Here is a 26192-nt window from a genome sequence, read left to right as displayed (position 1 = left end):
TAAAATGCGCCGTCAACGTCGTTTTCAGAAAGGCCACCTTCGAGGTGGCCTTTGCATTTCCGAGCGCTAACCTACCGCCCGTGGTGAGATCCACAACACCTCGGTACGGAGGCGTTTGCTGCCGGCGGCTCGATGCGGCCGCTCGACGCGCTTCCAGTCGTGCAGTACCTGGTCGTAAAGGTCAGACGGATACCCCGCCAGCACAACCAATCCCTGAACTGAGCGTAGCTGCTCCAGAAGAGCAATGTGCTCGACCTCGGTCAACTCGCATCTGTACCCCGACTTCGAGCGTGTCGAAGGCATGTAGGGTGGATCGACGAAGAACAGGGTGTCGGGCGTGTCCTGCGCCCGAATCACGGCTGCCGCGGGCTGACAGTCGATGGTTACACCCCGTAGCCGCCGGTTGATCGTCGCCAGGCTGCGCGGATAACTCGCCCACTCATGAGCCTTGCTACGCGTTCCGGTGCGGTGCCGCGCATCGGCGAACGTCGTTGTCCGGGAATTGAACAGCGCTTGGTGGTGGAAAGCAAGGTAGGCCCGTGTGATCGCCCGCTGCGCTCGAATCACCGAGTCCGAGCTGGCTTTGAATGCCTGTTCGAACTCGCGTCGAGCGTAGGGGGTGCGACGCAAACGGCGCAGCAGCGCCTGGCATTGAACAGGATCTTGAACAACGCGAAAGATCCCGACAATCTCTTCGTCCAGGTCGTTGTAGACCTCGATCTGACTGCGCGGCTTGCGCAACATCACGCTGGCCGCGCCACCGAACGGTTCCACATACACCCGGTGCGGCGGCAAATGGGAAATCACCCAGGGGGCGATCATCCACTTGCCGCCGAAGTAGCGAAGCAATGCCCGGGTCGGCGTATCGGCCGACGTCGGGCAAATGGTTGTCATCGATTTTTTAGAGAGCGAGGCCATTGAGGTTTCTCCTTGATGGGAGGCTCGGTGGCCTTCAGAACATTGAACGTGCCGCATCGCGGACACTTGATTTCGAGACGATTGTAGTCCGCCTCAGCCAGTTTCTTATTGCAGTTTTTGCATCTGATTTCTTCCATGAATACGCCTGAAGGATGTAGCCTTCGGCCCGCTGTGTGCACAGCACGGTGCCTCGGCCAAATGCAGGCTCGTCTGCAGGAGGTGGCTACCCGGCGTGCTGCAACACGCCGGGTGGTCGCACCGTCTTTTTTCATATTTCAATAACTTCGATGGGTAGATCTGGCGCAGGCCCCTCGACGACACCAGATCTAAAAAACACGCGGTCGCCAACGGTGCCTGTGCCACGCACCTGAAGTTGATCACCGGTCGGCAGCTCGATCGTTACGCCGTACAGGCCAGCGTCAACGATGATGCCTATCTGTAGCGGATCCCCAGCCGTGAGATCCCTCAGCCGTCGCCAAATATTTGTGGTGATCATGAAGACTCCACAGTTAGCTGTTGCCGAACGGCGCGTCCAGTGGAAATTCGGTTAGCGCGGACGACCCCGCGACGCACACGGCCGGCATCGATGAACTCGATAAACCGACCGATATCAACGAGACCCACCGAATCCATAATTTGCATTGATATCGCCACTTCGGTGCCGTTACCACTCGCCCCGAGAATCGACTCACCACGCTGACGTGCGGCGACCCCATGAGTAATAAGTGGATGAACAACAGGTTGAGCAGGTTTATCCCCGGCAGATCCTGCAATTGTGACGAGACCGCTAACGCCAGCCAGTGTGCCGGATACGACCACGCGGTTGTAATCTGGCCGAATCACTGGGCGCAGATCGATCGATTCACACGCTGCCGATGGAATGACGAGATCTGGGGTTACATCTGCATCCATCCAGCGCCACGGCTTAACGGGATACCGCGGCAAGAACCGCAACGTACGGGCGCGCAAATCGCATTGCACGATCGCCCCGACCGCTTCAGCGACGTGGCCAGCAACATCGAGCGGTGTGCCATACAGGCTCAATATCCCCGCTGGGACCACCCAGTCATCAATTCCCCAGTCAATTTCGTATCCCGTAAATTCCAGGGCAGCACCCACTAGCTGCTGCGCGGTCATCGCGGTTGAATTTCGCCATGCACGAGCCGGTGCAATATCACTTGAGAGCTCAACCGCCAATGAGCGCCCGCCAATAGAAATATCGTGCCGCCCAAATTGACGCGCCTCGCTCGGAGGATCGACCAGGAATCTAAATTCTGCGCCGTTGATCCATGCAATCACCTCGACCAGCGACGAGTCAGGCATCAACATGTCACGCTGCCGATGATTCACACGACCGGTAAAACTGGCAAGGCCGCCGGCCTCGATCGAAATTGCCAGGTCGCTTACATGTATCAGCGTCATGTCATCGGCTCTCACCATCGTGACATCGTTTTGCACGATATAAACCCTCCGAATCGGAATGATGATTTGTTCGCCGGGATCCGGTTGCGGATCGCCACCGGGTACGACGACGCCCCAGCCAGGCGCCATCGCCCGCGAGTATTTGAACCAGGGAATGACGATCCGGCGATCTCGAGCGACGGCAGCACCCCACGGCGACGTATGGCTGGAATCGACGGCGGCTGATCGATAAACCTGCTGTCCCGCATCGTCCAGGATTGGCGCGCGGCGAAGGCCGACGACGAAGTCGACTTGCCGGAACGGTATGCGCAGATCCTGCGTATCTGGATGGAGCAGCGGCGGCGCGCTGGATTCGCCGGCGGGGAAGACACCGACAATGTTGTCGCCGCCCGGCGGCGCATCGTCATCGGCCGGGAAAATCGCTAAAAACCCACCACCGATCACTGTGATGCCGATGTTGCCAGGATCGGCCGGCGGGTCGAAGATTTCGCGCCAGGCTGGCGTGATGTTGCCAAGGTAGCGGCCGGAGAGCAGCCGGTCGACCGGCATTGATCCCGGCCAGCGGATGCTGCCGGCAGCAGACAGATGCGCCTGGTAGCGCCGCCACGCAATGCCTTGGCCCGATGTGTCGGCAGGCACTGAGCGATTCCAGATTGCCGACGTCGCCGGCGACAGCGCGCGGTCGTAGGCATCCCAGGCTATTGCTTGAGGCTGTGCATCGCGACCGAGTGCAGCGGGCCACACTGCATCGGCCTGCATACCGACCGGCTGGCTATCTGGCCAGGCGACAGACGACTGATGATCTGCGGGGTGCACGGCCGGTATTTTTATGTCTGATGCGATGTCGACCGCAGTTGCCGCTGCCCAAGCGGTAGTCACTGATGAGACGAGCAGGCGCCTGATCGGCGCCTCGTCTGCGGGGAAAATACCGATGAGGTTCGTCGGATCCGGCGGCGTGTAGTCGCTGGCCGGAAAGATGCCGAGGATGTTATTGCCGGGCGGCGGGGTATAGGCCATCAGCTGATGATGACCGGCGTCAGGTGATCAATGATCAGCCCGTTTTTCCCAGGCTTGTGCGCAGTCCAGAAATGCTCGCCAGGGTCCTGCACCGGCAGCGAGAAGCTACCATCGATGTCCGTCACGGATTCGGAGACGAGTCTGCCGGACGCGAGATGATAGGCGCGGACAGTGCAGATCACGGGGTTTTCGGCGGCATCCTTGACGTGTCCGGACAGCGAGCGCGGACCGTAGTCGCTGAAGCGTTCGGACGAAAAAGTGGTTGTCGGGGTTTCCGGGTCGGTGCGCGCCACCAGCGTGACCCGAATTTCGTCGACCCAGAAGCTGGGGTTGACTGAGCCCGCAATCGATGGCGCTTTGCCGAAATACAGGTATCCGTCACCATCAATTTCAACCGTTCCGATGTCGACCAGCAGGCGCCGAACGCCGCCTTCGAACAGCGCCAGCCAGCGACCTTTCCGGACCAGGTGCATTGCAGCTCGATAGCCGGGTGCCGACGCCCATGTGTAATCAACGCCGGCAACCGTTACACGCGTTTGTCCTGAGTTATTGTTGCTGCGAACAGCCAGTCCGACGACGCCGACCTCGTCAACGATCGAGAATGCCCATCCGTCGTATAGCGCCACCACAGACGCCGTTCGCCATTCGAAAGAAAAATCGGCTGTACCCAAGATGAAATCAGAACTTGGCCCGATTCTGAACGGCAAATTCAGCAGGGCGGCACCCAGACCGAAAGTCTTATAGGTCTCGTTTGTCGAAATTTCTCCGCCAAGACTTATGACATGATGACCTTTTTCATCTTTCATCAGGCCATCGGCTGTCGGCTCGCAGTGGGAGTGGAAAATCACGCTTTCCCGGTATGGATCAGCGGATGATAGCGCCGCAAATCTGACCAGCGATGCGCTTTGCTCTAAAGCTCTCCGACTACCCGATGTATGCCGGAAAGGACCGATATATCCGTAAAAGCTGGTGCTCGAGTTGCCCGTTGCCGCCAAATTCCCGATTGATAATATCGCACCGCTTGCTGTTGACCAGGCACTAAATCCATGAGCCTCATCAATGAGCATCACCCCATTCATCTCGACAGACAGGCGATCTGTCGTAATCCGCAAAATTATTTTATTCCAGCGATCGATCAGCTCGTCTGGATCAATCAGTGCGGAATAACTCTGCGGAGTTTGACCTGATCCCCCTGGCTGGAAATCGACGACCAGAGACATCGTGAATGGGTTGATGAAGCACCGCAGTCTAGACGTCAGAGAAAATAGATAACGGGCACCAGCGCTGCCAAATCCCGTCGGGAAAAAGACAAGCTCGTATGCTTGATCTATGTACGAAAACGAAAATCCAGATGGATATGCCGATTGAGCGGCGGCTGGATTACCAAAATACAAGGCCCCACGCCCGAATGGCTGCTCAACATTCGATATCGATACCCCGCCCTGCAGCACCATCGAATTGCCGCGCTCGACAGCAACAGCGGTCGCACCATGAACTCCCTCGAAATAACACAGGCTCTGGACCAGTGCCCATTCCGGATCGTAAGCCACCGGCACACTCACAGCACTACCCTCCTGATTTTCATTTCTTCGACCACGCCGGCGCGATCATCGAGCACCACCGCGTAAGCCTGGCCGGCGTAGTCGACCGAGATCGAGCAGCGGCCAAGACCATTGCTGACCCCCTCACCGATCACTGCCCCGGTATCCATGCGATGCAGTCGCACCCGGCGCATTGCTGGATTGCCCTGGGTATCGACCACGTTGATCATGACGGTGCTCATTCGACGTCCGCATCGCCGCGGTACTGCAGCGAAAATTCATCGCCCTCGATCGATGCGCCAGGCACTGCAGTGCGGGCGATCCAGGCTGGCGGCGCGGCCGAGACGGTTTCGAACATCAGTTGATTGCCGGCAGCCCAGCCGGCGCCGAAGCCGGCGGAGCGGATCGTGAAGTACGGTAGGCCGGTCAGCCCGTTGCTGGGCTGGCAGTCGGCGGTCGTGGTGCCGGTGCCGATAACGCCCAGGCTTTCGCCGATCACCTGGTAGTTCGTCTGGGAGGTGAAATTCAGGCGCCAGCGCTCCGTCACTGCTCCGTTGTTCAGAACCTCGATCGGGTAATCGATGATGTTGTATTCCGCAGTCGCCTGCGCGCCGGTGGTCTCGTCCCAATCGGCGAATACCTGACGGTCGCGCACGTTCGTGACGCGGGCCACGACATCACCGTATTCGAGCGCGGTCGACAGGTACGATCCCGCTTGCGGGTAGTCGCGCGTCAGCGGCGGGTCGAAGCTCACTTCGCCGCTGATCTGAGCATCGGAGATCAGCACCATGTCGCTGATGCGGTGCATGGCCTGCAGTGGCTGTGTGTAGCTCGACAAAATCGCCCCGGTCACGATGTTGACCGTACCCGCATCGAGATCGGCATCGATCAGTGCATCCGGCAGACGCGTGCCCGTCGCGTCCTCGACCCAGAGTTCGGTCAGCGCATCACGGCCAACGTTGTAATCGGTGCCGAGCGTGACCGGATTCGGGAGTGCAGACGTCTGCGTATTGTGGAGCACGCCCAGGTCGCCAACTCGCACGACCGGGACCTTGCCATCGCTGGGCAGGCGCACGGCATCGAGGCCGATCAGGTCGGCATTGAGCGGGATCGATGTCAGGATCACGGCGTTGTACCGGATGCTACCCGGCACGACGAGCGTCGGCCGCCAGATCTGTCCGGCGACGACATTTTCTTCGTCGAACCACCAGGCGCTTTCGTTGCCGGCCGCGGTGACCAGTTCGCCGAAGCGGATCCGGAAAATCCCGGTTTCCGGGTCGATGTAGCCTTGCACCTTGGTCCCGCTTACCTCGCCGGCCGTGTTGGCTTGCCCGGTAATCAGGTCGCCATTGATGCTGGTCGCCTGGACATAGAACGACCCAGGCCGCAGCGGAGCGCCGGCGGTGCGCAGGTTGATTTCGGCCAGCGATGCCTCTCCGTAAGCCGCAAGGCAGGCCTGGACGACCAGCGCCGGTGTGGCACCGGATGGCCACCACGACAGCGCCAGAGCACCGGTTGCGTAGTCGATGGTGCCTGCGGTTGTGCCGACACCGGTGAGCGCCGAAACGCTGGCGTACAGTGTGCCTGATCGGTCGATGTACGTCGCGCCGCCAAGCACAAAGAGCAGCGAATCCGGCACGACGTTGTCGCCGACCGTTGTCAGCAGCGGCAATCGCAGCGGGGAATCGGAAAATTCTACGGCCTGTGTGACCGATTCGGCCGATGCTGCAACACCGGCAACCCTAGCGCCGAAACTCGCAGTACCGCTGGCCAGCGAGGCGCTGACGTCGCTGGCCAGCCAGGCGCCAAGACCTACGCCGATACCATTGCTTGGATTTGCCGTAGCATAGGTCAGCGCACCGGTATTGAGCAGCGCCGGCCAATAGGCTTGCCCATCGACGATCACGCTGTCCGTGATCGTGATCGTTCCGGCACCGTAGTTGATCGACCCGATGACCTGGTCGGTCGGGATCTTCGTGCCGGTCAGCGTGCCGACCTGACCGAGCAGCTGCCCCCCAACAACGATCAGCTGGCCGGCGCCGGAATCCTTGACCAGCGCAGACTTGCCGGATGTGCCGAAAGGCAATGATCCGTAGAGGGTTCCCGGCTCGATAGCAGCGCCGAAAGCCATTGTCAGTGCAGCCGGAACGGTGACCGTGCGCATGATCTGCTGTCCTGGCGTGGTCGGCACCATCTTGTTGTGCGTGATCCGCACCGACGATAGTGCATCTGGCAAGCGCGTGGTGTAGCGCAGCACCAGGTCGCCGCTGGTGTAGTCGATGCTGCCTGTAATTCCGCCGCCGGAAATTGCGCCATTGCTATCGTCGACCGCACTGTAATCGACACCGCCTGACGTGTAATCGATAGCCAGCGAGCCCGGCGCGGCCGGGATGTTCGTCAGCGCGATGTGCTGCTCGACTACGCCGACATCGCTGCTGCCGCCGGCGCGGATGACGTAATGCGTGGGGCTTGCCCAGGACTGCAGCAGCGAGCTGCCGACATCCGGGAGCGCACCGAGGGTGATCGTTGCGGTGCCGCTGGCGTAATCGATGACGCCGGATCCGTAAGCCGCATCGTCGCCGGCGACGACACCCTGCCCGTCGTCGCGCAAGGTGTACCAGCGGCCCTGCGCGCGGAACGATAGCGAAAACGAGCCGGCTGCCGGCAGCGGATGCATTGTCAGCACATAGACCAGCCCGCGATTGGCCAGGCCGATAACGGTTTCGCGGGTGTGCGCGACCTGTGTCGCCCGCACGGCCGGGATATAGGCCAGTTGCCAGCTGGCGGCACCGGACGTGCCACCGGTGCGGGTAATCACGCCGGTATCGTAATCGATCGTGCCGGCGAACTGCGCATCGGAAAACTCACCGGCACCGTCGTCGGTGACTGACAGTGCACCGGCGATCAGGACTGCGCTGCCCGGTTGGATCGCGCGCAGTGTGCGCCGGCTGCTGCCGGCCGCCCAGCCACCGGATGCCACCAGCGTTTCGGTGCGGGTGCTCGATGCGATCGCCAGCAGGGCGCCCGTACTATCGAGCGAGGCATTGGCGATCGGCGTTTCGCGCGTGGCAGTCGGCACGATCTGGCTGTAGATGCTGTCGATGCGCACTGACAGATCGCCCGCCGATGCCGCGGCGGTCAGCGGGCGGATCCCGTAATACCGGGCGGCATCGACCAGCGAGGTTGCGCGCAGCTTCGTCGGGCGCGCTACGGTCGACAATTGGGTGGGGTTCTCGACCCCGTTGAATTCGTAGCGCAGCGCGGCACCGGTGCCGATGGTGATTACCCGGCGCTCGAAATCGACCAGCGTGCTGCCGATCATCTCGGTAAACGTCTGCACGCTGTGCTCAACGGTCTGAACGCGGAAATACTGCTGCGCGGTCACCACGCCAGCGACTTCGGCCGACAGGCAAAACACGTCGCCGACCTCGGGAAGTTTTGTCTCAACGCGCTGATAGCACACGATGGACTGCTGGCCGACCAGTTGGCGGCCCATCAAGACCATCCGGCTTTCCGGTCCGGCAGTCACATAGGATTCGATGCGGTCGCGCGCGGCGCTGCGCGTGTCATCCTCGGCTGTTGCCGAAAACAGCAGGACATGCACTTTTTCGTTGACCGGCGGCTTGGAGATGATGAGGTGAGCGCCGCCATAGGTATCGAGGTTGGCGGTTTTGACTGCAGCGAAGATCTTGCGCAAATTGACCCGACCCTTCGTCACGTCCATGCGGGACAGTTTCGGGAAAATGTTGCCGGCTTGACCATCGACGATTTCGCGCGAGGTGCGACGGCCGCCGCCATCGGTTGTATCGGTCATGCGCTCGGATTCGAGCAGCTTGATGTCGGAGACAAGGATTGCCATGAGTCAGATCTCGATCAGTCGGAGGGTGATTAAGTAGTAGTCGCCGGCATCCCCGGCGACCGCGTCCGATACAAAAACGACAGGCTCTGCAGTGATTGGCGAACCTTCATCGCGGCGGAACATGACCGAGTAGCTCGTCGATCGCAGCATCAATGTCATGGTCAATTCCGCGATGCCAGCCCACGACTGCAGCTGCAGCAGTGTGGCTCGCGGCATCCATGCCGATGCATCATCAAATGGGCGCAGCGTTATCGGGCGACCCGTCTGCCGTTCGAACTCATCGATGAGCAACGCCCCATCGGCCGAGTACGTGATTGATTGCTCTATCGGCGACCAATCGAATTCGTCGGACCAATACAAATCCCCATCAAGCGGCAGGGTTGTGCCGTTTGCAGTCAACGAGATCATCCGATACTCCGTCGCGAGGCCTGCTCAAGCAGATTGATCAGCCCATCTGCTGCAGCTTGGTCATTAGCAAACACCGTTGATTTCTTCCCGCCACTACCAAGCAGATCGATCTGCACACGTCGCGTCGGCTGGGCATTCGCGGCCGCCCCTGCATCGCGCAGCAACCGCTGCTGGTCTTCCCAGGACGTAACGCGTTTGGTGGCGCTGGCTTGGGCAACCAGGTCAGCGGCGGAGGTACCGAGATCTACCGACTTCCCGGTCCTCAGTTCCTCGCGTCCGGCCGCCAGCGCTTTCTCGACGGCGTCGCCGATCGCTCTCGACGTTTGAGCAGCCATATCCTGGTAATTCTGAAATCCGCTGCTGAGGTACTGCAGCTCATTGCGCTTGTAATACTCGTCGTAATACTTCACAGCTGCGGCGACCTCATCAACTGATGCACCGCGCTTGTACAGCTCTGCACGGGGATCTGCCTGCACCCCGATCATCGGCGTGCGTGTTTCCATCGCGCCCTGGGCACTCGACGCAGCCCGCGCCGCCTGCTCAACACCCCGCAACGAGTCGGCCAGGCCGTCGTACTGACCCGCCGCCTGCATCGCAGCACCGCCAGAAAACGACGTTGCCTGGGCGAGATCGCGCAAGCGCTTTGCGGTTTCGCCAGCAATCTGCGCTTCGACCTGTTTTACCCGGGCGCCGGCCTCGGAAGCCTTCAGCTCGGCCTCCTTCGCTGCGGACAGTTGCCCCTTTGCTGCCAGCGCTTCGCGCTCGGCTTTCACGGCCGCGAGGGTTGCGTCTGCCTCGGCGCGCTTCGCCGCGGCTGTCAGCTCGGCGAGCTTGATCTCCAGGCGTTTCATTTCGATCAATGCGCGCGCGGCACCGAGCTCGTCTCCCTTGGCTTTGGCAACCTCAAGTGCGGTACGTTTTTGCTCGATCGCGAGCCGGATGCTTGCCTGGTCAAGCGACATTTGCGCCTGACGTGCCTGGCTCCATTGCGACAACGATCCGCGCAGTGCTTCGTACGCCGCAGCTTCGACTTTCGCGGCGCTCGCCGCGTACTGGGCACGCTCGGCCTGCGCAGTCGCTTCCTGGGATTCGACCCGGCGCGCATCCGCTGTCTTGATCAGCCCGTCGATCACCTTTTGCTGCTGCTCGGTCGCACCGCCGGCCGCTGCTGCCTCGGCCTGCAGCGCGGCGACATGCCCGTCGGCCATCGCCAGTTCTTCGCGCCGGCGCTCTGCCAGTGCAGCCAGCGCGTCGGCGTCGGCCAGCGCCGCCGCCGCTTTTGCACGTCGCTGATCCGCTTCGCCACCCATCGCCGCAGCGGCGGCCGTCGATGCCTCGCCGCTTGCCTTGGTCGCCTCGACCAGCTTCTGCGCCTGTTTGGTCGCGGCATCGCCGGAATCTTTGACGGTGTTGTAGGCGACGTTGAGACGGGTCCAGTCGCTGGCCGCCGTCGTTGTCGTCTCGCTCTGCTGCCGCGCTGAGTCCAGCATCTTCTTGCCGGTTTCATCGAGCCCGGCCGCGACCAGCGTGTTGTGCTGCGCAATGCGCACGGTACGTTGACGCACTTCCTCTTCGATCTCGGCAAAGGCCTTCTTTGCATTCTCGGAAAAGCCGTTTACGCCGATATCGCCGTTGGCCAGCGCAGCAGTCAGCACGCCGATGTTCTTACCCATCGCAACAATGCCGGTCGATACGCCGAACACGACGGCTTCCATGCCCTCCAGCGCAGTCTTCAGCACGTCGACGACGCCGGCATCACCGATCTGCTCATAGGCATCCTGCACCGCTGCCTTGAAGTGTTGCCACTCCTGCGACAGCGTCTCGGTCGAAGCTTCCTTGTAGAGCTTGTTCAGGCCGGCAGCCAGCGCGGGGAACAATTCATCGGCTGTCATCTGGCCAGTCTCGACCAACTTGATCAACTGTGCGGTCGTGATGCCGAGGCCGTCAGCCGTAGCGTTGAGCGCGCCGGGCAGCCGTTCTCCGAGCTGGCCCCGCAGTTCCTCCATCGCCACGACACCCTTATTGGCCATCTGTTGCAATGCGAGCAATGCCCCCTCGGTATCCGCCGACGATTTCCCAGCGAGCGACATCGCCCGGGTGACAGATTCAAAAATCTGCCGGGTCTTCTCGCCCTCAGAGGCCGTACCCTTGGTCGCTGCCATCAGGCTGGCGTAGGACTTCGCAGTGGACAACTGCTCGACGCCGAGTCGCACGGCCACGCCCCGCGCGTAGTCCATCTCGGCTGCGCTCCGCTCGACCGACCCGGTCACCGCCCGGAAGCTGCGTTCGATGTTCTCAAGTTCGGCATTGACCGTTACGAACTGGCGAGCCAGCTCGAGGCCGCCGAAGGCCAGACCGAGCTTACCCAGCAGCGCGGAAGCATTGCCCGCGCGCTTGCCGACGTCGTCCAGCGCCTCGCCGCCGCCGGCGGCTTCCTGCTTCAGCGCATGCAGTCGCTGCTGCGCGGCACCAAAGGCGCGGTCGAATTCAGCGCCCGTCAGGTCGGCGCGCTTGGCCAGCGCCAGCAGCGCCTGGTTGATCTCCAGAATCTCGGCATCAATCTGGTCTGCCGAGCGGATGTTCAGCGTATTGAACGCACGGTTCAGCCGTGTCGTCGATGCACCGGCAACCTGCGCCGCGCGGTCGACCTGCGCGAGTTCCTGGGCCCACCATTCGGCGTATTCGGCCGACTTCTGGGTCTGGATGTTGGCCTGGCGCTGCCGGTCGAGATCCAGCGCGGCATCGAGATCGGCCTGCGCTTGCTCGACCTTGTCCAGGGAGTCAGCCCACCAGCCGGCATACTCGGCCGACTTCTGGTATTCGATCGCCGCCTGGCGCTGCGCCTCGAACTTGGTGTCCGCGGCCAGTTGTGCGGCCGCCTTGGCAGCACGCTCGGTCTCATTCGCAAGATAGCGCTGCCACTCGGCTTCTTCCTGGGCAGCCTGTGCGACGGACTGGCTGCGCTGGATCAGTTCTGCCTTCTTGTCGGCCAGGTTCGCCGTCGAGATGCCGGCGTCGGCGAAACGCAGGTTCAGGTCGACGACCGTCGTCTGTGCCTGCTGCAGCGCGCCGGCGGCCTGTTGCGCCTGGCGCTCGACCGCGGCGAGATCCTTCTCCAGTTTGCGGATCATCGGCGCATCGGCGCCGGCAGCGTAGGCCTCGCCCAGGGTCTCGCGCAGGGCCCGCACCTTGGCTTGCGACGACTGCACCGCGGCGTCGAAACGCTCGACCGACGCTACCGCCGTATCGAGGATCTTGACCTTGGCTGCATCCTCGGCCAGTGCCGCCAGATCACTGGCCGTATCGGCAGCAGCCTTGCGTGCGCCAGTCGCATCGCCATCGATGCGTAGGCCAACCGCGACAACCTTGTTCGACATGCTCTCTCGCTCGGAAAAAAGCCCGCTGCGGTCGACGCGGCGGGCGGGTGGAAAATGCCGCGTGTCAGTACTTCAAAACAAAGGGCGAGGCGTACCCGTCGGTGACTTCGAGGTTGCCAGTCAGCGCCACGCTGGCCAGCTTGCCGCTGAGCCAGTCTTGCGCCGTATTGCTGCTGACCACGGCGCGCGGCGCGAAGAGGGTCATGTCGCGGCGATCGAGCAGGTTGATGCCGTCGAGCTTGTAGCGCATCACATGAGCGTAGCGTTGGGCGCCCTCGATCTTCGTTCCCTCGAACGCCAGCGTGCTGGCGCTGATCTTGACGCTGCCGGCGGCGATGGCGCCACCCGCAGGCACATAGATCATGCCCAGGCGTTCGTTGATCTCGTACTTGTCATCGGAGTAGGTCGTCGTACCAGTCGCATCCTTGACCACGACGGTATTCAGATCGAGGTTCTCGCCGCCGGGAATCTCGACCCAGGCACCAGGAACGACCGTGACCGGCAGGTTGGCCAGCGCCGCCGATGCGTCATTAACGTCACTGGCCACACCGGAGAGCATCGCGGCGAAGATATCGCCGGACAGTTCGTCGAAGGTGATCGAGAAGTCCACCGGTTTCGCGACGAAGTAGGTGTTCTTCGCCTGGCCGAAGGACTCCCGGCTCTTGCTGATCTTTTGCAGCTTGTCCGAGGGCGTCGTGATCTCGAACTTGTCGACCTCGTAGCGCTGATATGCGCCATAAAGGCCGGTGACCGGATCGTATGCCTGGGCGTACAGGGTGCCCGCGAAGAGCAGGCCGGATGCGATGTCGTTTTGCGCCATGATTGGCTCCTTAACGATTGCGCAAGGGCGCGTTCGACGGCCCCTGCTTGATGGAAAAATGAGTGTTGCTGGTGAAGGCCAGCGGGTAATAGCCGAAACCGTTGCCGGACCAGCGCTCGGGCGGCGTGGCGACGATCATCGGTTCGGTACTGCCGAGCGGTGTGTAGCCGTGCAGCGCATGCAGGATCGACGGGATGTAGCGACCGGCGACCTGGTTGAGCGGCGAGGCCTCTCGCTGCCGGGTACTGACGGCGGATACCGCGACCAGGATCAACCAGCGGTGCCGGATGAGCCCGCGCTTCTCGCTTGCCTCCGGTACTGCGAACCAGCGGTACAGCACATAGACGCCGGGGACCACCTGCTTTTCCTCGGTCACCGACTCCATGTCGTCGCGGGTGCCGACGAAGCGCGCCCAGCGATCCGGCCCTTCCTGCGTCGCCGCCTTCAGCCGGGCAACGATGTCCAGCTCGGCTTCGCAGAAGTTCCAGTTGCGCCAGGCGTCGAGCGGCATGCTCACGCAAACCCCCGCAGATCGTCGTCCGTAATACCCCGGCGGAAGCTGCTGACGGTCTGCACCTCGTCGCCGGACTGCGCGTCGGCGGTCAGCGGCTGGCCGGGCGAACCGCCCCACGGGCAAGCCAGTTGCGCCTTGCCGTTGGCGATTGCATCCAGTTCCTTGACCGCTGCCTGGTAGCGGCGATAGACCTCGGCTTCCGGGGCCAGATCGTCGTACAGGTAGTAGCGCGCGAGATCGCATGTCAAGCGAGTCAGCACCGGCGGCGGCACGTACTCCTGCGCGCCGCCGGCGACGAACTTGACACACCCGGTCAGCGGCAGCCGATACACCTGGCCGACGTAGCCATCGACGAACGACTGCGCATCCGCCAGCTTGACCTCAACGAACGGAATATCGATCACAGATGGCGGAATGTTCTCGTCGTCGGTGAGCTGGATCAGCTCCAGCTCACCGAACCGCTTGACCATGTCGTCGACGGTTGCGTAGTTCATCGTTACGGATGCACGTGCGTCAGGATCTCGACCTCGAACAGGTCGCCTGCACCGCTGGCGGCGGTCAGCGCACGGCCGCAGTGGTCCGTTGCGCTGCCGGTGACCGCCCGGCCGGAGCCATCGGCCGCCGGCTTGACGTAGGCGCCAGCCGAGATCGCGGCCGATGCCTCGGCGATGGCCGAGTAGCCGGTAATGACCGGTATCGCCTGGCCGGCATCGCCAGCCATCTCGGACACGCCCTGGGCATCTGCCGTACCGCCGGCCGCCGCCGAGGCGTGCGCGCCGTTGTAAGCGACGAATCTGGCGGCGAGCACCGCAGCAGTCAGCACGCGGGTCGTCGAATGAACTTTTTCGTATTGCATGATCAACCTTCCTTCTTCTTGGTGGCCGCTGCCTGGCGCTTGGGAGCGGCCGCACCCTTGAGATCAGCACCGCCAACGCCTCCCGCCGCGCCTGCGCTGCCCGTCGTATCCGTCTTGTCGCTTTCGCCGCCCGGCGGCGTCTCGGCATCAGACACCTTGATCGACTCGGCGGCGGCTTGTACCGCCTGCCGCGCGGCCGTGAAGGCTTTGCCGGCAACCGCGGCAGCCTTGGCCGAATCCTTCTCGGCATTGGCCGACTCGGCAACGTCCTCGATCGCGCGCAGCTTCTTCAGCTCGCGGATGTCGTGTTCGTTGAGGTTCTCCGGCAGCGGGTCGCCGGCCGGGATTTCGACGCGCTCGCCGTCGATCATCGTGATGATCTTGACGCGCGCGATCAGCAGTTGCTTGCTCATGTCCGCTCCTTAAGCCGGGTTCTGGAACAGGAAAGCGGCATCGTCGTATGCGATGTTCGCGCGACGCTCGAAGGTGCCGCCGTAGATCCAGCTCTTGAGCCCGTTCTCGTAGTAAGGCGTCTCGGCGAACGGGTGGCCCTCGATCACGTTGGTGAAACCGAACGCAGGTTGAGCCAGGCTGATATTCGCACCGCCTGCCCCGATCTGCGGCACGTAGGCGAGGATCGCGTTGTTGCCCCAGACATCCTGGCCGACATCGTTGTCATCGACCCACACAGCGTCGCCGATCAGGATTTCGGACACGTTGAAGATGGTCTTCAGCTGCTCGACGGTCGCCGGGCCCATCTGGCTGGACGGCAGGTAGCTGCGCACTTCCTGGTTGGTTTTCACGGCCTTGAGCACCGGCGCCGACAGCGTCAACTGATTGGGACGCACGCCAGTACGGCCACGGATCACTTCGGCGGCGGCCAGCACATCGGTCACCGGCGTGCCAGTGGCAGCGCTCCACTTGGTACCGGCGGCCAGCGCCAGCGCGTGGCCGGCGGCGTAGTTGTCCGAGTTGGTCGCCATGCCAGCGCATTCCAGCTCGTAGTCCAGGGCAAGGATGTCGCTGGTGGTGGTCATCGCGATGCGCGACACGTCCAGGTAATTGCCCACCTGCAGGCGGCGCGATTCGTCGGCTTCGCGCAACAGCTCGCGCGGCATCGGCACTTCGACCGAATACTGGTCGACGGTGTACACCTTGCCCTCGTACTTGATATTGACGCGCTTGGTGGCGGCGCCCGGCGCGCGGCGCAGGCTGTAGCGCTTCAGGCGTTCCTTGCCGAGCTTGGCGAGCACGACGGACGACAGCGCGTGCGGCAGGCGCGGAAACAGTTTTTCCGCAATGAAGGTGCCCTGGCCCATGCCCAGCAGGAGGTTGGTCAGGATCGGGTGCTGCTTCAGGCGGATTTCAGCGGGAGACATCATGGTCGTGATTCCTTTCGATCAGGCAGTGAAATTGACGACCTTGCCCAGCGCCTCGGCATACGAGACGTTGTGCTTGCCGGCGTAGTCGCGGGCGGCCTTGTCCAGCTCCGCATCGCTCATATCCTTGACCAGTTTGCCGCCTTGACCCGGGGCGAACTCGCCGAACTGGACGGCGCTGGCGGCGTCGGAAATCAGGCCCTTGACGACGTCGACCGGAGACACCCTGGTCGTGGTGTCGCCCTCGGCGAACTCGACCGCTTGCGATTCGCCGAGCAGATCGAGCACAGCCACGGCCGCAGCCTTCTTTGTCGGCTTCAGCTTGGCGTCCTTGACGGCCGCTTCACAGAATTCGACGTGGGCAGCGTGGCGCTGCTCGCGCTGCTGCTCGGCAAACTGCGCCAGTTGCTCCTTTGCGCGCTTCGATTCGGCCTCGGCATCCGCTTGGGCCTTTTTCGCCGCCGCGGCCGCCGCTTCGGCTTCCTCGAGGCGCTTCTGAGTTGCTTCATCCATCGTTTTCTCCTGGGATGGGTGTTTACCGGCGGTGGATTCCTCGGAGAAGCTGATGACGCCGGCGTCGTCAGCCTCGGAAAACTCGATGTCCTTCAGCCCGGCCACAGCCGGCGGCTGCGCGCCGAGAAAGCCGACATGGCGCAAGTACCACTTGCCCGGCGTCGGGTTATTCGGGTGAGTCGGGTGATAGAAGCTGGCGCTGCGCTTGGGAAAGCGCTCGTCGCGGACCATATCGGCGAATGCCGGCTCGACCGCTCGCGAATCCATCGTCAGCACCTTGCCGTCAGCGCTCGGCTTGCTGCCGGTGCGCGCGACCCAGCCATAAGCGGGCAGGTTCGCAGCCGGGTGACCTACGACCAGAGGCGCCTCGCGCACGGCGGGGTCATACGATGCGGCGATCGCATCGATATCCGCGTCGGAAAAGTCGTAGGTCGTCCCGTTATCAGCGGTACGGCGGCCGGCACGGAAGATCTCGATGCCCGGCGGAAGGGATGTGTTTTTCGTTGCCATGCCCGCATTGTTCGCGGGCGCGCGACGTCACACTGAGTAAAACGTTTTGGTTTTTTTGGGTTGGCAGCGCGGATTATTTTGTCGTGATGCAATCATGTCCGCTCCACTTAACCAGGAGCAAACCATGCTAGACGACACAAAATCCCTCATCGCAGCAATCCGCACGGCGCTACCGGCGCATTACCCTGGACTGGCCGATATCATTCAGCGCCGGCTGGACGAGGGTCTGCCAGACGAAGACCGGGAAGCGCTGACCGCGGAACTGGACCGCCTGATCAGTTAACCGGCTTTCCGCCGCCCGGCAAGCAGGCGGGCGGCGGCGCTCGCGATCCAGTCCATCCCGATGTCGAGCACGATCGTCGCGAGGACGAACAGGCCCATCCCCCCGGCGCCGGCCAGGAACGAAAACAGGCAGCAGTCGAAACAGTCGCTCATGCGTCGGCCGATGTCTCGACGTCTTCGATGGTCGCGGCGGCGAGGAAGGTTTCGCACTCGGCGAGCGTCGGCGCCTGCAGCTCTGGCCACCTGGTGGCGTAGTCAGCGACGACGAAGTCGTGCAGATCGCGGGCATGACGGAAACGCGTCAGCCGCTCCGCATACGGATCGGACGACTGGATGATCGTCCACGCCAGCGTCGCCGGCGTGACGATCTCCCCATCATCGTCGCGAGTCGAGTCGTCGCAGGCGTCGAAGACCTGGGCGCCACCAGTATCGCTATCCAGCGCCCGGCTGATACGGCTGGCGATGTCACGCAGGCTTGCGGGGATCGTGATCTTCAGCATTTCAGCCTCCGTAGGTGATGAGCATCTTTAGCGCTGCAAAGCGTTCAATGGCTTTGCGGTCGGCATCAGACATGACCTGCGGAGCGATGCACACCAGATCAATAATGTCGTTCCAGAATTCGCTAGTGTTACCGCGCTGGCCGATAGCGGTCGGTTGCGCACCGGCAGTTGGGGCGCTCATCGCACCTGAGTTGTGCAGTGCGCCTTTCGAGAACAATCGACCGGTGACGCCATCCCAATCCGCGGACAGCAGCAACATGTCACCCTGAGTAACCGATCCGCTCGGAAGCACTCCGTAAACGCCGCTGCCCCCGTGATTGATCGCAGCAAAGACACCCGATGACGTAACCCCTAGCGACCGCGACGAGTCACCAATCAGTCGTCGATTTGCCCCTTGAACCCCAGCACGGGCGCTTGCAATCATCGTGTAGGGCTGGGCGAGATTCGCGCCGATGACGCTACCGGGCGCAGCTAGGGAGTCGCCTCCGTCGAACGACAGGACATAAGTCCATTCCAAGACTTCGCGCACCGACACGTTGTCAAAGCTGCCGCTGAGTGTCGATGCGGCCATCAACCTAATGTGTGTATTCCCAACCGTCGGCTTGATGGATTCGGTGTAAGTACCCGGTGATGTTCTCGCAGATCCGATACCGGTTGATGTTCCACCAGAAAAAGCGACAGAGAGCGACCCGGAAATGCTATCTGCGGTTATTGATACTTGATAGTCTTTGCCCGCCTCAATGGCCACAGGCTGAGATACTTGATAAGCAGTTGCAACGCTAGTCGCTACCAGCTTTCCGCCAGAAATTGACCATCCGGCACCAAGATACCAAGTGCTTGAATCTGAGAAGCTGCTATTGGAGACCAGTTCCGGCCCGAGCTTTTTGGGCACTCGGGTAACTGTTGGCTTCGCTCCGGCAGTCGCTTGTCGCAAGTGCATACCTTTGAGTTCCCGCGTAACGACATTTGTTACCGTCGCAACCGTGTTCGCTACCATGTTCTGCATGCTGTCGCGGCCAAAGCTGCCGGCATAGCCAATGAACTTGTAGTGACCGCTTGACGTCAGTATTGGCCCGAAATCATCACCCAGGCGGAGCCGCACAGAGCCAGCGCTGATACTCAGGTCAAACTCGCATTCATAAAAAGCGCCAAGCGGCAGGGTATCTGATGGACTTATGAATCCCTTCGTTAAATATTGAACATCGTCAGTCACCCAGCTTTGCGTTGGAACATTATTGACGTTTACGCCGCGCTCACCCGCATAGCTCTTGTCGAGCAGCATCCCCATTGAGCCGCTCGGATAGCTCGGCGACGCAGCTACCGTGTCCTGATACCCGAGCGTGTCGGCATTCAGGACACGCTTGACCGATACGGTTACAACCGCACCCGCTGAAGCTCCCGCCGTTGACCCTTCCTGAAGGACTAGCTGCGAGCTGCTAGAAGTTGGAGTCAGAAGAAATTGCTTTGATTGGCCAGCCCCCAACGATGCTATCGATCCAGCAGCCTGCCCGACTGCAAAAATCGCGTTAAGCACGCCTGAGATCACTGTCACATCGACGAGGTAAGTGCCTCCGTAATAATCGGTCGATGTAGTGTAATTCCCGAACATCTTCTGATATTGGGCCACCGATGGGCATGTATTTGGGTTGCCGAACGACCATAGCTCAGGCCCAAGCTGCAACTCTTCGGCGAAATACAGCGCAGCGTTATTGCGCCGCGCGGCAGCAATCGCAGCCGACCGATACCGCTTGTACAACGACGCAACGACGTCCGGCGCGCGCTGCCGAAAAATCCGAGAGCGCTCAAGAGTTCGCTGACGCATATCAGGGCTTGTTGAAGTAGCTGACCTGCACGTTACATGCAGCGCTGGTCGCAATCAGCTTGACGCTGGCCAGTGGCGTGTCGACCGCAAAGATCACACCATCGTCGATTCGGGTGCCGACGGTCGCGGTCGGATTTGTCGCCCCGTCAAGCGTGATCCGGACAGTGCCACCGTCGGCCTGCACGAACGCGGCCACGGAATTTGCCGGCACGGTCAGCGTTGACACGGCGCCAGTCATGACCGCGAGCGTTTCGCGGCCGAGGCAAGTTCGGGTGCTGCCCTGGACGGTCAGCGCTGCGCGCAGCGTCGCCAAGATCGACGACAGCCAGCCGAACAAGCCAGCGCCGCCGGCAGACTGCGCAACGCCGGTTGCGCCGGTGCCAACCGTGGCAGCGGCGAGATCGACGGGCACAGCGGCGGCGCGAAGCTGGGCGTCGGTCAGCGGCCCGGACACCGGGATCGGCGATCCGACGTCGTTCGCAATTTCGACTGACGACCCAAGACTGACATTGATGCCCTCCATGCCGGAAACCTGCACCAGCAGCTTGCCGTCTTCGGTAGCGCGCAACGGGATCGCATTGCCGGCCGAATCGACCAGGGCAAACATAAGGGGAGCGGACATATCAACCTCCAGTGGGAATGAGGCGGATTGTTCGCGGGCGCGCGATGGCGCACCAAATAAAACGTTTTAGTTTTTCGGGCGGGAAAGCCGGGGAATCTTTGGCCTATGGATTGGCCGGGAACCGTGCACAAAGGTGCACAAATCGATTTGTGCACTCGCCGTCGATAACTCGGCCGTCCCGGTGCCGTCGGGCGGCTTATTCGCCGAAATCGATCTTGCCCTGACGACGCTGTATATCGGCCGTGCGTTGCTCGTCCAGGATCTGCGCAATGCGCATGTCGGTCAGGTTGTATTCGCGGGCGAGCTGATGCATGTTGCGGCCGTTGAATCTGGCGTAAATCTCCTGGTCGCGTGCGCCGTTGCGATACCAGACACCTTTCGGCAAGTAGAACCCGCCGCCGCCGCACTGCATCGATACGCGCTCGATCTGGCCGAGGACGATCCTTGCAAGGCGCGCATGCCCCAGCGCAGCGACGGCGTCGGCGTCCTCGACCAGGTGCAGATACATCTGCTCGGCCATTTCGACCAGCGTCGGATGCATCTTGTCGGGCAGCAGCGCCTGCAGGTGCTGCATCACCTCGGCATCGAACAAATCAGCCATCGTGCCCACCGATCTTGTCGCCGTCGTCGTCGCCGCGCGCCAGCCAGCGCTTCATGCGCTCGATCGCGTTGGCTTCCTGCGGCCAGGTCAGAAACTGCAGGTCGTCGGCGCCGTAGCTCGTTTTAATCCAGGCGCGCAGCCCGCGCATGCTGCGGTCGACGATCATGCCGGCGTCGGCCAGCTGCTGCCAGCACGACCACATCTTCTTCTGTATTGCCGTGAGCTGGCGGCGTTTTCCGGCAGGCGCCGCGATATGCAGCCTGTCGAACTCGGCGAGCACGGCCTTGGCCTTGCCAAGCGCGCGGATCTCGGTCGAGCTGGCCACGCCGGCGGTGCGCTGCAGGATCTGCCGATAGGCTTCCTCCGACAGCGTGGCCTTGGCCTTGTGCCGGCGTGCGCGGATCTGTGTGAGCAGGCGGTTCAGTGCTTCCATGCTTGCTCCCTCAGACGATCGGCACGCTGATGCCGGTGCGCTCATGGATGCGGTAGCGGATCACCTCGGCCGCTTCATGCACCAGGTACTCGGTACCGTCGCGCATCTTGATCGCGGTGGCGTTCAGCCCGGCATACAGCTCGGCGATCGCACGCTCGTCGATGATGAGCATCTCGCCACCGGGGAAGGCACTGAGCGCGATGGCGTCGACGACGGCGGCGCGGCGACGACCTTCGGCCAGCGCCCCGGAAAACCCGCTGGGGTAACTGGCAAAGCGTTGCGCGGCATTCACCAGGGCAGCCACCGCGCCCTCGATGCCGGGGTATTCCCCCATCGCCACCTGTGCGCCAGTGGTGATGTCGGAGACATCCCAGTAGCCGCGCACCTCACGGAACGTTGTCAGTGACCGATGGATCACAAGACCAAACGCGGTCACATACCCACGCACCGGCTCCAGCTCGCCCTGCAGACGCGGGTTTTTAGCAGAGTGAAAGATGATTTCCTTACGCATGGTCTGCGCCCTCATCGACTTGCGCGGCCGGGTTGTACCAGCGGTTGTTCGGTGCGCCTTTACGCGGGTATTTGTGAAAGACAGCGGTCGTCTCGCCATCCTTGATCACCTTGAATGAGATATCGCCCTTTGTCGCAAGCGCCAGCGCTTCGCATGCGGCCAGGGCTGATTTCAAACGGCTGGGGTGAACCATCGGGATCAAATTCGCCCAGGCGCCGCTGCTGTTGACCTTGATACACGTCGCCATCACTCAGCCCCCCGGGGAGCTGGCGCCGGAGCGGAAACGACCTGCTCACCGCCCAGCGCATCGATCAAACACGGAATGAAGCGGCTCAGCTCGCCTGTCATGATCGCGAAGTCGGCCGCGAACTGGTCGTCGGCCGTCTCCGCGTTCTGGCTGGCTTCTTCCTTCAGCAGGTCGAGGAAGGACAGTCGCTTGATCACCATCTTCTCGGTAAGGACGAAGGAGATGCGCTCGTCCCAGGTCAGCGCCAGATGCGTCGGCAGCTTGCCGGCAGCGAGGTGCAACTTGATCTCGTCGCCGACCTCGTCGCCGAGCGGATGCCGCTTGAACGCTACCGCGGCCTTTTCCTCGGCGACCGATTTCAGCTCGCAGTCGCGGTCGACCGTAAAACCGGTTGGTGCATCTCGGCCGGCCAGCCAGTCGGCCATTGCCGATTGCGGCGACAGCTGCGTGTGCAGCGGTGCGAGCGGGAACAGGTCAAGACTGCGACGCAGTAGCTCGACCACCGTGTCGGCCTTGGCCGGCAGCCCAGCGTCAATCACGCACCATCCGTTTTTCGGATCGATCCAGGCATACGTTGACCGGCGGGTCGTGAAAGCCGTCGGTAGCAGATCGTTGGTCACCTGTTCCCGTAGCTCGGCCAACGCCTTCCTGCCCAGCGGGTAACCCTGCAGCTCCGCTTGCTTCTCGGCGCGCGCAGCAACATCGGCCAGGACGACCTCAGTCGGCAGCAGCCGCTTCTCGGTCTGCATCCGCAACAGCCAGTGGCCGTTTTGCGCATACACAAGGTCACCATCGGCGCGCGGTGCGATCCAGCCACACGAAATCGCGGTGGTCCCGGTTACCGGCTGGAACGGGATGCGCTGCAGCTGCTCGACCAGCTTTTCAAGCGTCATCGCCCAAGGCGAGACGAGGCGGTAGATTTGCATGTTCTTGAACCACATGATCAACGCTCCAGCATGAGAGGGGCAGCACCGGCGCCGACACCCTTGTTCAACTGCGCATTGCGACCAGCGGCCGCGCCCTGGGCAAGTGCCATCTCATCCTTGTGGCCGAGCTGCCGCCCCTTGTTCCGATCCACGGATTCGAGCTTCCCGAGGTTCTGGAACTTGGTATCGACGTAGGCTTTAATCGCCTCCTCGAAGCCGTCCGGCTGCGTCAGCGGTACGACGGTGCGCAGCGCCGTGCGGACCCAGCCCTCGCAGAACAGGTCGGCGCGGCGCACCTTGTTCGCCTTCTTGAAGCGCTTGAGGTTCTCGGCCATGAATTCCTGGCGAGCCTTCTTGGCTTGGCGGAACAACACCTCGAACGAATACGCCGCGACCTCGTTCGCCGGCGGCAAGCCAATGAACGACCACAGGCCGTGATCCCATTTCTCGCGAAAGATCAGATGGCAGCCGAACACGTCGGCAATCCGGCCAGCCAAGGCACTTTCCCAGTTCGCCGGCCGCGAAATCGCACCGGACTTGACCTGGGCTTCCTTGACGCCGATCGCGAGCATCTCGGCATGGCTGACCTGGTAGGCCTCCATCAACTTTGTCGCCTGGCGCAACGCAGTCTCGGCTTCGTTGCCGGTCGCCGACTTGGCCAGCGCCATGCACTTGCGGATCTTCTCCAGGATGTTGTCGCGGTCCGACGTCATCACGAACCTCCCTTCGTCGTGTCGACCACTTCCCAGCGCGCCCCGGTCTTTTCATCGACAGCGGGTTTCGGGGCGGCGACCGCATAGCCGTAAAACACACCGGCGGCAGCCGGGATCAGCAGAAAGACCACGCTGGCGATGACGATCTGCCAGATCGGCAGATGGCCCACCGAAAAAGCCCAGGCATGCACTGCAAGCACCGCGAGCAGCGGCAGCGCTTCAACCTTCATCCAGCGCTTCATTTCGCCACCTCCGCGAGCTCGGCCTCGAACGGCTGCACCACGAAGTCCTCACCCTGGCTGATCGAGATGCCGGGCACGGTGGCTACCGCTTCGGGTTCGTTCAGGATGGCTTCCTTGTTGACCTCGTCCTTCGTCCGGATGAAGCGCTTCAGGCCGAGACGGCGCAGCGCATCAAGCACAGCGTCTGAGCCGGTGATGCGCACGCTGCGCGGACGCAGGCGCCAGACCAGTTCACCGGTCGTCAGCTGCGCGGTCTTGACCTTGCCGCCCTGCGTCAGCGATTCGCGGTTGGCCTCCGCCCAGGTATGGACGCCCGTGGTCAACGCCTGCAGTTGCAGACGCAGCGGATCGGCGGCAGTTTCATGGCGTTCCTTGACGGCCGCCAGTTCGTCGTTCATGTCTGCCTCGAGGCGGGCCAGGTCGCGGTTGATGCGGCCGATCTGTGCAATGGCTTCGGCTGCGGATTCCCGGGATTGCGGCACGTTGACCGCAACAGCCGGAGTTTTGAGTCGGGTTTTTTTGGCCATGTTGGCTCCTAGATTCGGTAGTAACGGTAGTTGCCGGGCGTGCCGACGCGTTTGGCTTCTTTTGCCTTGACCAGCCGGGTCAGCGACCCCGAAAGGCTGGTGTTGGCGTAGTCGATATCGCCGAGCAGTTCGCGTATCTCCGCTTTGCTGAGTGCGGCATCCTCACCAACCGGCAGGCGCTTGCGCAGTGCATCGAGCAGGCCTGTGTGCGATGAGCGAGGCTGTGGTGCTTCGGGTTCCGGTTTCCCGGCCAGACCGTAGCGGCGGCGCTCATGGTGTTGCTCGTCGCGCGCCCGGTTGTCGGCGGCGGCCTGAAGTTGAGAGAGCAGACTCATGCGTCGTCTCCCATCGTCTTCGCGTGCAGCTCGATGACCGACTTTTCCAGCCGGCGCGGGATACGCTGCTGCAGCCGTACCTCGCCGTCCTCGAGCGCGACCTCCGGCCCCAGCGCTTCGACGATCCGCGCCGCCGGCGTCCATTCCAAACGCAGTTCGCGGATCAGTCCCCGCGCTCGGGTAGCGTCGATCAGGACTTCGTCGGATGCCATCAAGCGGCGATGCAGGCGTTCGACGTCGGCTGCACGCCGTACGGTGACCTGATCCTTGCTGATCTGCAGCGCCGGGGTCTTGGCGCCGAGGGCCAACGCCAGATGCCCACGTGTGAAGCCGGCCGCGATCAACTCGTTGAGCAGCGTCCAGGTGTCGGCAGCGGGAATCAGTGCATGGTCTGCCGCCGCTTCCGCCGTTACGGCCATGATCAGCCGTTCGGTACGAGCCAGGATGTTGCGGCGCTTGCCGCTGCGGATCTCGACCAGGATGGTCTCGGCGATATCGGTGGCGTCGGCCACCGCCCGCCGGCCGACACCGAGGCGCGACAGCCGGTTGAGATGGCGGCGCGCGCGGCTGGCCGGCACGATGCCGTTCCAGTCGCCGTTCTTGCGTGCCTCGATCCGGCCGCGCTCATAGTCGGCATTGGCCTTCCGACACAGGTCGCAGCGACAGCCGGCGATGTAGCGCATGCGGTTGCCGTGCGGCTTGTCAGCCGCCAACTGCGACGCCGGCTTCAGGCCCCGTTCGGCGGGTGTCAGTGCGTGTTGGCGCATACGTCCTCCCATTCGATTCGCACTCCCCAGCGCTCGACGAACCAGGTGTGTATCGTCAGCACGCCGTCGTGGTGCTGACGCAGCCAGAGCGCGTCGCGGAAAAGCGTCGTCAGGTAGGGACTGGCGGCGACCTGGACGACGATGCGGTCGACGCCGGCGTCGTTGCGCCAGCCGCGGAAGCCGATCACATAGACGCCGTGCTGGAGCAGGTAGATCACGGCCTTGAGCAGGCCGGTGATCGTGCGGATGGCCTGGCTGATTGCCAGCTCACGGGTGGATTTGTCAGGGCGGGCGGCGATCACGGCTCACCTCGCACACGTTGCCCACCTTGCGGACGATAGGCGCCGGCACGGCGCAGGCGGGATATCAAAAGCGAGGCGCTGCGATTGGCCGATGTGCCGGTCTGATTTACCTCGATGATGCCCTGTAGAAAGCAACGGTCGCGGCGCTTCCTAACCAGAATCAACGTCGGGTTGCGGCGGCGGAGAAAAGCGCCTTGGCGCAGCAGGGTGGTCTTGGTTTTTGTCATG

General features: G+C 62.4%; 33 protein-coding genes. 1 reads left to right on the top strand and 32 read right to left on the bottom strand.

Going from position 1 to position 26192, the window contains the following annotated elements; genetic code table 11:
- Nucleotides 1–66: 66 nt before the first annotated feature.
- The 16 genes from L0962_RS00940 to L0962_RS00870 all read right to left on the bottom strand — a co-directional run bounded on the left by L0962_RS00940 (nt 67) and on the right by L0962_RS00870 (nt 17134).
- Complete coding sequence (locus tag L0962_RS00940) at nt 67–918, bottom strand: DNA adenine methylase (protein WP_234082455.1); 852 nt, start codon at nt 916–918, stop codon at nt 67–69.
- The gene (locus L0962_RS18260) at nt 891–1055 is read right to left on the bottom strand and encodes a Com family DNA-binding transcriptional regulator (RefSeq protein ID WP_173579584.1); all 165 of its coding nucleotides are present in this window, start codon (nt 1053–1055) and stop codon (nt 891–893) included. Before L0962_RS18260 ends, L0962_RS00940 begins: the two co-directional genes overlap by 28 nt.
- A 131-nt stretch (nt 1056–1186) precedes the next feature.
- Nucleotides 1187–1414 carry a hypothetical protein gene (locus L0962_RS00935; RefSeq protein WP_234082452.1) on the bottom strand — a complete coding sequence of 76 codons (228 nt, stop codon included), beginning with the start codon at nt 1412–1414 and terminating at the stop codon, nt 1187–1189.
- The gene (locus L0962_RS00930; RefSeq protein WP_234082449.1) at nt 1411–3357 is read right to left on the bottom strand and encodes a hypothetical protein; all 1947 of its coding nucleotides are present in this window, start codon (nt 3355–3357) and stop codon (nt 1411–1413) included. The genes L0962_RS00935 and L0962_RS00930 overlap by 4 nt, the downstream gene beginning before the upstream one ends.
- Complete coding sequence (locus tag L0962_RS00925) at nt 3357–4907, bottom strand: carboxypeptidase-like regulatory domain-containing protein (protein ID WP_234082446.1); 1551 nt, start codon at nt 4905–4907, stop codon at nt 3357–3359. Before L0962_RS00925 ends, L0962_RS00930 begins: the two co-directional genes overlap by 1 nt.
- A gap of 8 nt (nt 4908–4915) precedes the next feature.
- Complete coding sequence (locus L0962_RS00920) at nt 4916–5140, bottom strand: hypothetical protein (RefSeq protein ID WP_234082443.1); 225 nt, start codon at nt 5138–5140, stop codon at nt 4916–4918.
- Entirely contained in the window at nt 5137–8757 is a 3621-nt protein-coding gene (locus L0962_RS00915) for a hypothetical protein (RefSeq protein WP_234082440.1), read from the bottom strand. Before L0962_RS00915 ends, L0962_RS00920 begins: the two co-directional genes overlap by 4 nt.
- A 3-nt stretch (nt 8758–8760) precedes the next feature.
- Complete coding sequence (locus tag L0962_RS00910) at nt 8761–9165, bottom strand: hypothetical protein (protein WP_234082437.1); 405 nt, start codon at nt 9163–9165, stop codon at nt 8761–8763.
- Nucleotides 9162–12542, bottom strand: a complete 3381-nt coding sequence (locus L0962_RS00905) for a tape measure protein (protein WP_234082435.1) — start codon at nt 12540–12542, stop codon at nt 9162–9164. Before L0962_RS00905 ends, L0962_RS00910 begins: the two co-directional genes overlap by 4 nt.
- A 64-nt stretch (nt 12543–12606) precedes the next feature.
- Nucleotides 12607–13362 (bottom strand): hypothetical protein, encoded by a 756-nt coding sequence (locus L0962_RS00900; RefSeq protein ID WP_234082432.1) that lies wholly within the window; start codon nt 13360–13362, stop codon nt 12607–12609.
- Nucleotides 13363–13372: 10 nt separating this feature from the next.
- Nucleotides 13373–13879, bottom strand: a complete 507-nt coding sequence (locus tag L0962_RS00895; protein WP_234082429.1) for a hypothetical protein — start codon at nt 13877–13879, stop codon at nt 13373–13375.
- The gene (locus L0962_RS00890; protein ID WP_234082427.1) at nt 13876–14370 is read right to left on the bottom strand and encodes a gp436 family protein; all 495 of its coding nucleotides are present in this window, start codon (nt 14368–14370) and stop codon (nt 13876–13878) included. Before L0962_RS00890 ends, L0962_RS00895 begins: the two co-directional genes overlap by 4 nt.
- Before the next feature lie 2 nt (nt 14371–14372).
- Complete coding sequence (locus L0962_RS00885) at nt 14373–14732, bottom strand: DUF2190 domain-containing protein (protein WP_234082410.1); 360 nt, start codon at nt 14730–14732, stop codon at nt 14373–14375.
- A 2-nt stretch (nt 14733–14734) separates the two neighbouring features.
- Nucleotides 14735–15145, bottom strand: coding sequence for a hypothetical protein (locus tag L0962_RS00880; RefSeq protein WP_234082407.1), 411 nt, complete (start codon nt 15143–15145; stop codon nt 14735–14737).
- Between the two features lie 9 nt (nt 15146–15154).
- Nucleotides 15155–16114: a hypothetical protein gene (locus tag L0962_RS00875; RefSeq protein ID WP_234082404.1), complete on the bottom strand. Its 960-nt coding sequence runs from the start codon at nt 16112–16114 to the stop codon at nt 15155–15157.
- 18 nt (nt 16115–16132) lie between these two features.
- The gene (locus L0962_RS00870) at nt 16133–17134 is read right to left on the bottom strand and encodes a hypothetical protein (RefSeq protein WP_234082401.1); all 1002 of its coding nucleotides are present in this window, start codon (nt 17132–17134) and stop codon (nt 16133–16135) included.
- A 124-nt stretch (nt 17135–17258) separates the two neighbouring features.
- Here L0962_RS00870 and L0962_RS00865 point away from each other — a divergent pair, with 124 nt between their 5' ends.
- Nucleotides 17259–17417: a hypothetical protein gene (locus L0962_RS00865; RefSeq protein ID WP_234082398.1), complete on the top strand. Its 159-nt coding sequence runs from the start codon at nt 17259–17261 to the stop codon at nt 17415–17417.
- Here L0962_RS00865 and L0962_RS00860 read toward each other — a convergent pair.
- The 16 genes from L0962_RS00860 to L0962_RS00785 form a co-directional block, all read right to left on the bottom strand.
- Nucleotides 17414–17569, bottom strand: a complete 156-nt coding sequence (locus L0962_RS00860) for a hypothetical protein (RefSeq protein ID WP_234082395.1) — start codon at nt 17567–17569, stop codon at nt 17414–17416. The two genes, L0962_RS00865 and L0962_RS00860, sit on opposite strands and share 4 nt — an antisense overlap.
- A complete protein-coding gene (locus L0962_RS00855; RefSeq protein ID WP_234082392.1) occupies nt 17566–17916 on the bottom strand; it encodes a hypothetical protein in 351 nt (116 codons plus the stop codon). Before L0962_RS00855 ends, L0962_RS00860 begins: the two co-directional genes overlap by 4 nt.
- 1 nt (nt 17917) lies before the next feature.
- The gene (locus L0962_RS00850; protein WP_234082389.1) at nt 17918–19738 is read right to left on the bottom strand and encodes a LamG domain-containing protein; all 1821 of its coding nucleotides are present in this window, start codon (nt 19736–19738) and stop codon (nt 17918–17920) included.
- Nucleotide 19739: 1 nt separating this feature from the next.
- The gene (locus L0962_RS00845; protein ID WP_234082386.1) at nt 19740–20345 is read right to left on the bottom strand and encodes a hypothetical protein; all 606 of its coding nucleotides are present in this window, start codon (nt 20343–20345) and stop codon (nt 19740–19742) included.
- A gap of 211 nt (nt 20346–20556) precedes the next feature.
- The gene (locus L0962_RS00840) at nt 20557–20961 is read right to left on the bottom strand and encodes a Mor transcription activator family protein (RefSeq protein WP_234082384.1); all 405 of its coding nucleotides are present in this window, start codon (nt 20959–20961) and stop codon (nt 20557–20559) included.
- Nucleotides 20954–21394 carry a regulatory protein GemA gene (locus tag L0962_RS00835; RefSeq protein ID WP_234082381.1) on the bottom strand — a complete coding sequence of 147 codons (441 nt, stop codon included), beginning with the start codon at nt 21392–21394 and terminating at the stop codon, nt 20954–20956. The genes L0962_RS00840 and L0962_RS00835 overlap by 8 nt, the downstream gene beginning before the upstream one ends.
- Nucleotides 21395–21404: 10 nt before the next feature.
- Complete coding sequence (locus tag L0962_RS00830; RefSeq protein WP_234082378.1) at nt 21405–21905, bottom strand: hypothetical protein; 501 nt, start codon at nt 21903–21905, stop codon at nt 21405–21407.
- Nucleotides 21898–22152 carry a hypothetical protein gene (locus tag L0962_RS00825; protein WP_234082375.1) on the bottom strand — a complete coding sequence of 85 codons (255 nt, stop codon included), beginning with the start codon at nt 22150–22152 and terminating at the stop codon, nt 21898–21900. The genes L0962_RS00830 and L0962_RS00825 overlap by 8 nt, the downstream gene beginning before the upstream one ends.
- Nucleotides 22152–23093 (bottom strand): recombination-associated protein RdgC, encoded by a 942-nt coding sequence (locus L0962_RS00820; protein WP_234082373.1) that lies wholly within the window; start codon nt 23091–23093, stop codon nt 22152–22154. Before L0962_RS00820 ends, L0962_RS00825 begins: the two co-directional genes overlap by 1 nt.
- A 2-nt stretch (nt 23094–23095) precedes the next feature.
- Nucleotides 23096–23791 carry a DUF2786 domain-containing protein gene (locus L0962_RS00815; RefSeq protein WP_234082370.1) on the bottom strand — a complete coding sequence of 232 codons (696 nt, stop codon included), beginning with the start codon at nt 23789–23791 and terminating at the stop codon, nt 23096–23098.
- Nucleotides 23791–24033, bottom strand: a complete 243-nt coding sequence (locus L0962_RS00810) for a hypothetical protein (RefSeq protein WP_234082367.1) — start codon at nt 24031–24033, stop codon at nt 23791–23793. Before L0962_RS00810 ends, L0962_RS00815 begins: the two co-directional genes overlap by 1 nt.
- On the bottom strand, nt 24030–24560 hold the full coding sequence (locus L0962_RS00805) for a host-nuclease inhibitor Gam family protein (RefSeq protein ID WP_234082364.1): 531 nt from the start codon (nt 24558–24560) through the stop codon (nt 24030–24032). Before L0962_RS00805 ends, L0962_RS00810 begins: the two co-directional genes overlap by 4 nt.
- Before the next feature lie 8 nt (nt 24561–24568).
- Nucleotides 24569–24895: a hypothetical protein gene (locus tag L0962_RS00800; protein WP_234082362.1), complete on the bottom strand. Its 327-nt coding sequence runs from the start codon at nt 24893–24895 to the stop codon at nt 24569–24571.
- Complete coding sequence (locus L0962_RS00795) at nt 24892–25662, bottom strand: hypothetical protein (RefSeq protein ID WP_234082360.1); 771 nt, start codon at nt 25660–25662, stop codon at nt 24892–24894. The genes L0962_RS00800 and L0962_RS00795 overlap by 4 nt, the downstream gene beginning before the upstream one ends.
- Nucleotides 25644–25964, bottom strand: coding sequence for a hypothetical protein (locus tag L0962_RS00790; RefSeq protein ID WP_234082358.1), 321 nt, complete (start codon nt 25962–25964; stop codon nt 25644–25646). The genes L0962_RS00795 and L0962_RS00790 overlap by 19 nt, the downstream gene beginning before the upstream one ends.
- Complete coding sequence (locus tag L0962_RS00785; protein ID WP_234082356.1) at nt 25961–26191, bottom strand: hypothetical protein; 231 nt, start codon at nt 26189–26191, stop codon at nt 25961–25963. The genes L0962_RS00790 and L0962_RS00785 overlap by 4 nt, the downstream gene beginning before the upstream one ends.
- Nucleotide 26192 lies beyond the last annotated feature (1 nt).

Origin of the sequence: Azonexus sp. R2A61, from assembly GCF_021401135.1 — a bacterium.
In the GTDB taxonomy this organism is placed as follows: domain Bacteria; phylum Pseudomonadota; class Gammaproteobacteria; order Burkholderiales; family Rhodocyclaceae; genus Azonexus.
The sequence above is the reverse complement of the archived record's forward strand: the minus strand, read 5'-3'. Positions and strand labels throughout refer to the sequence as shown.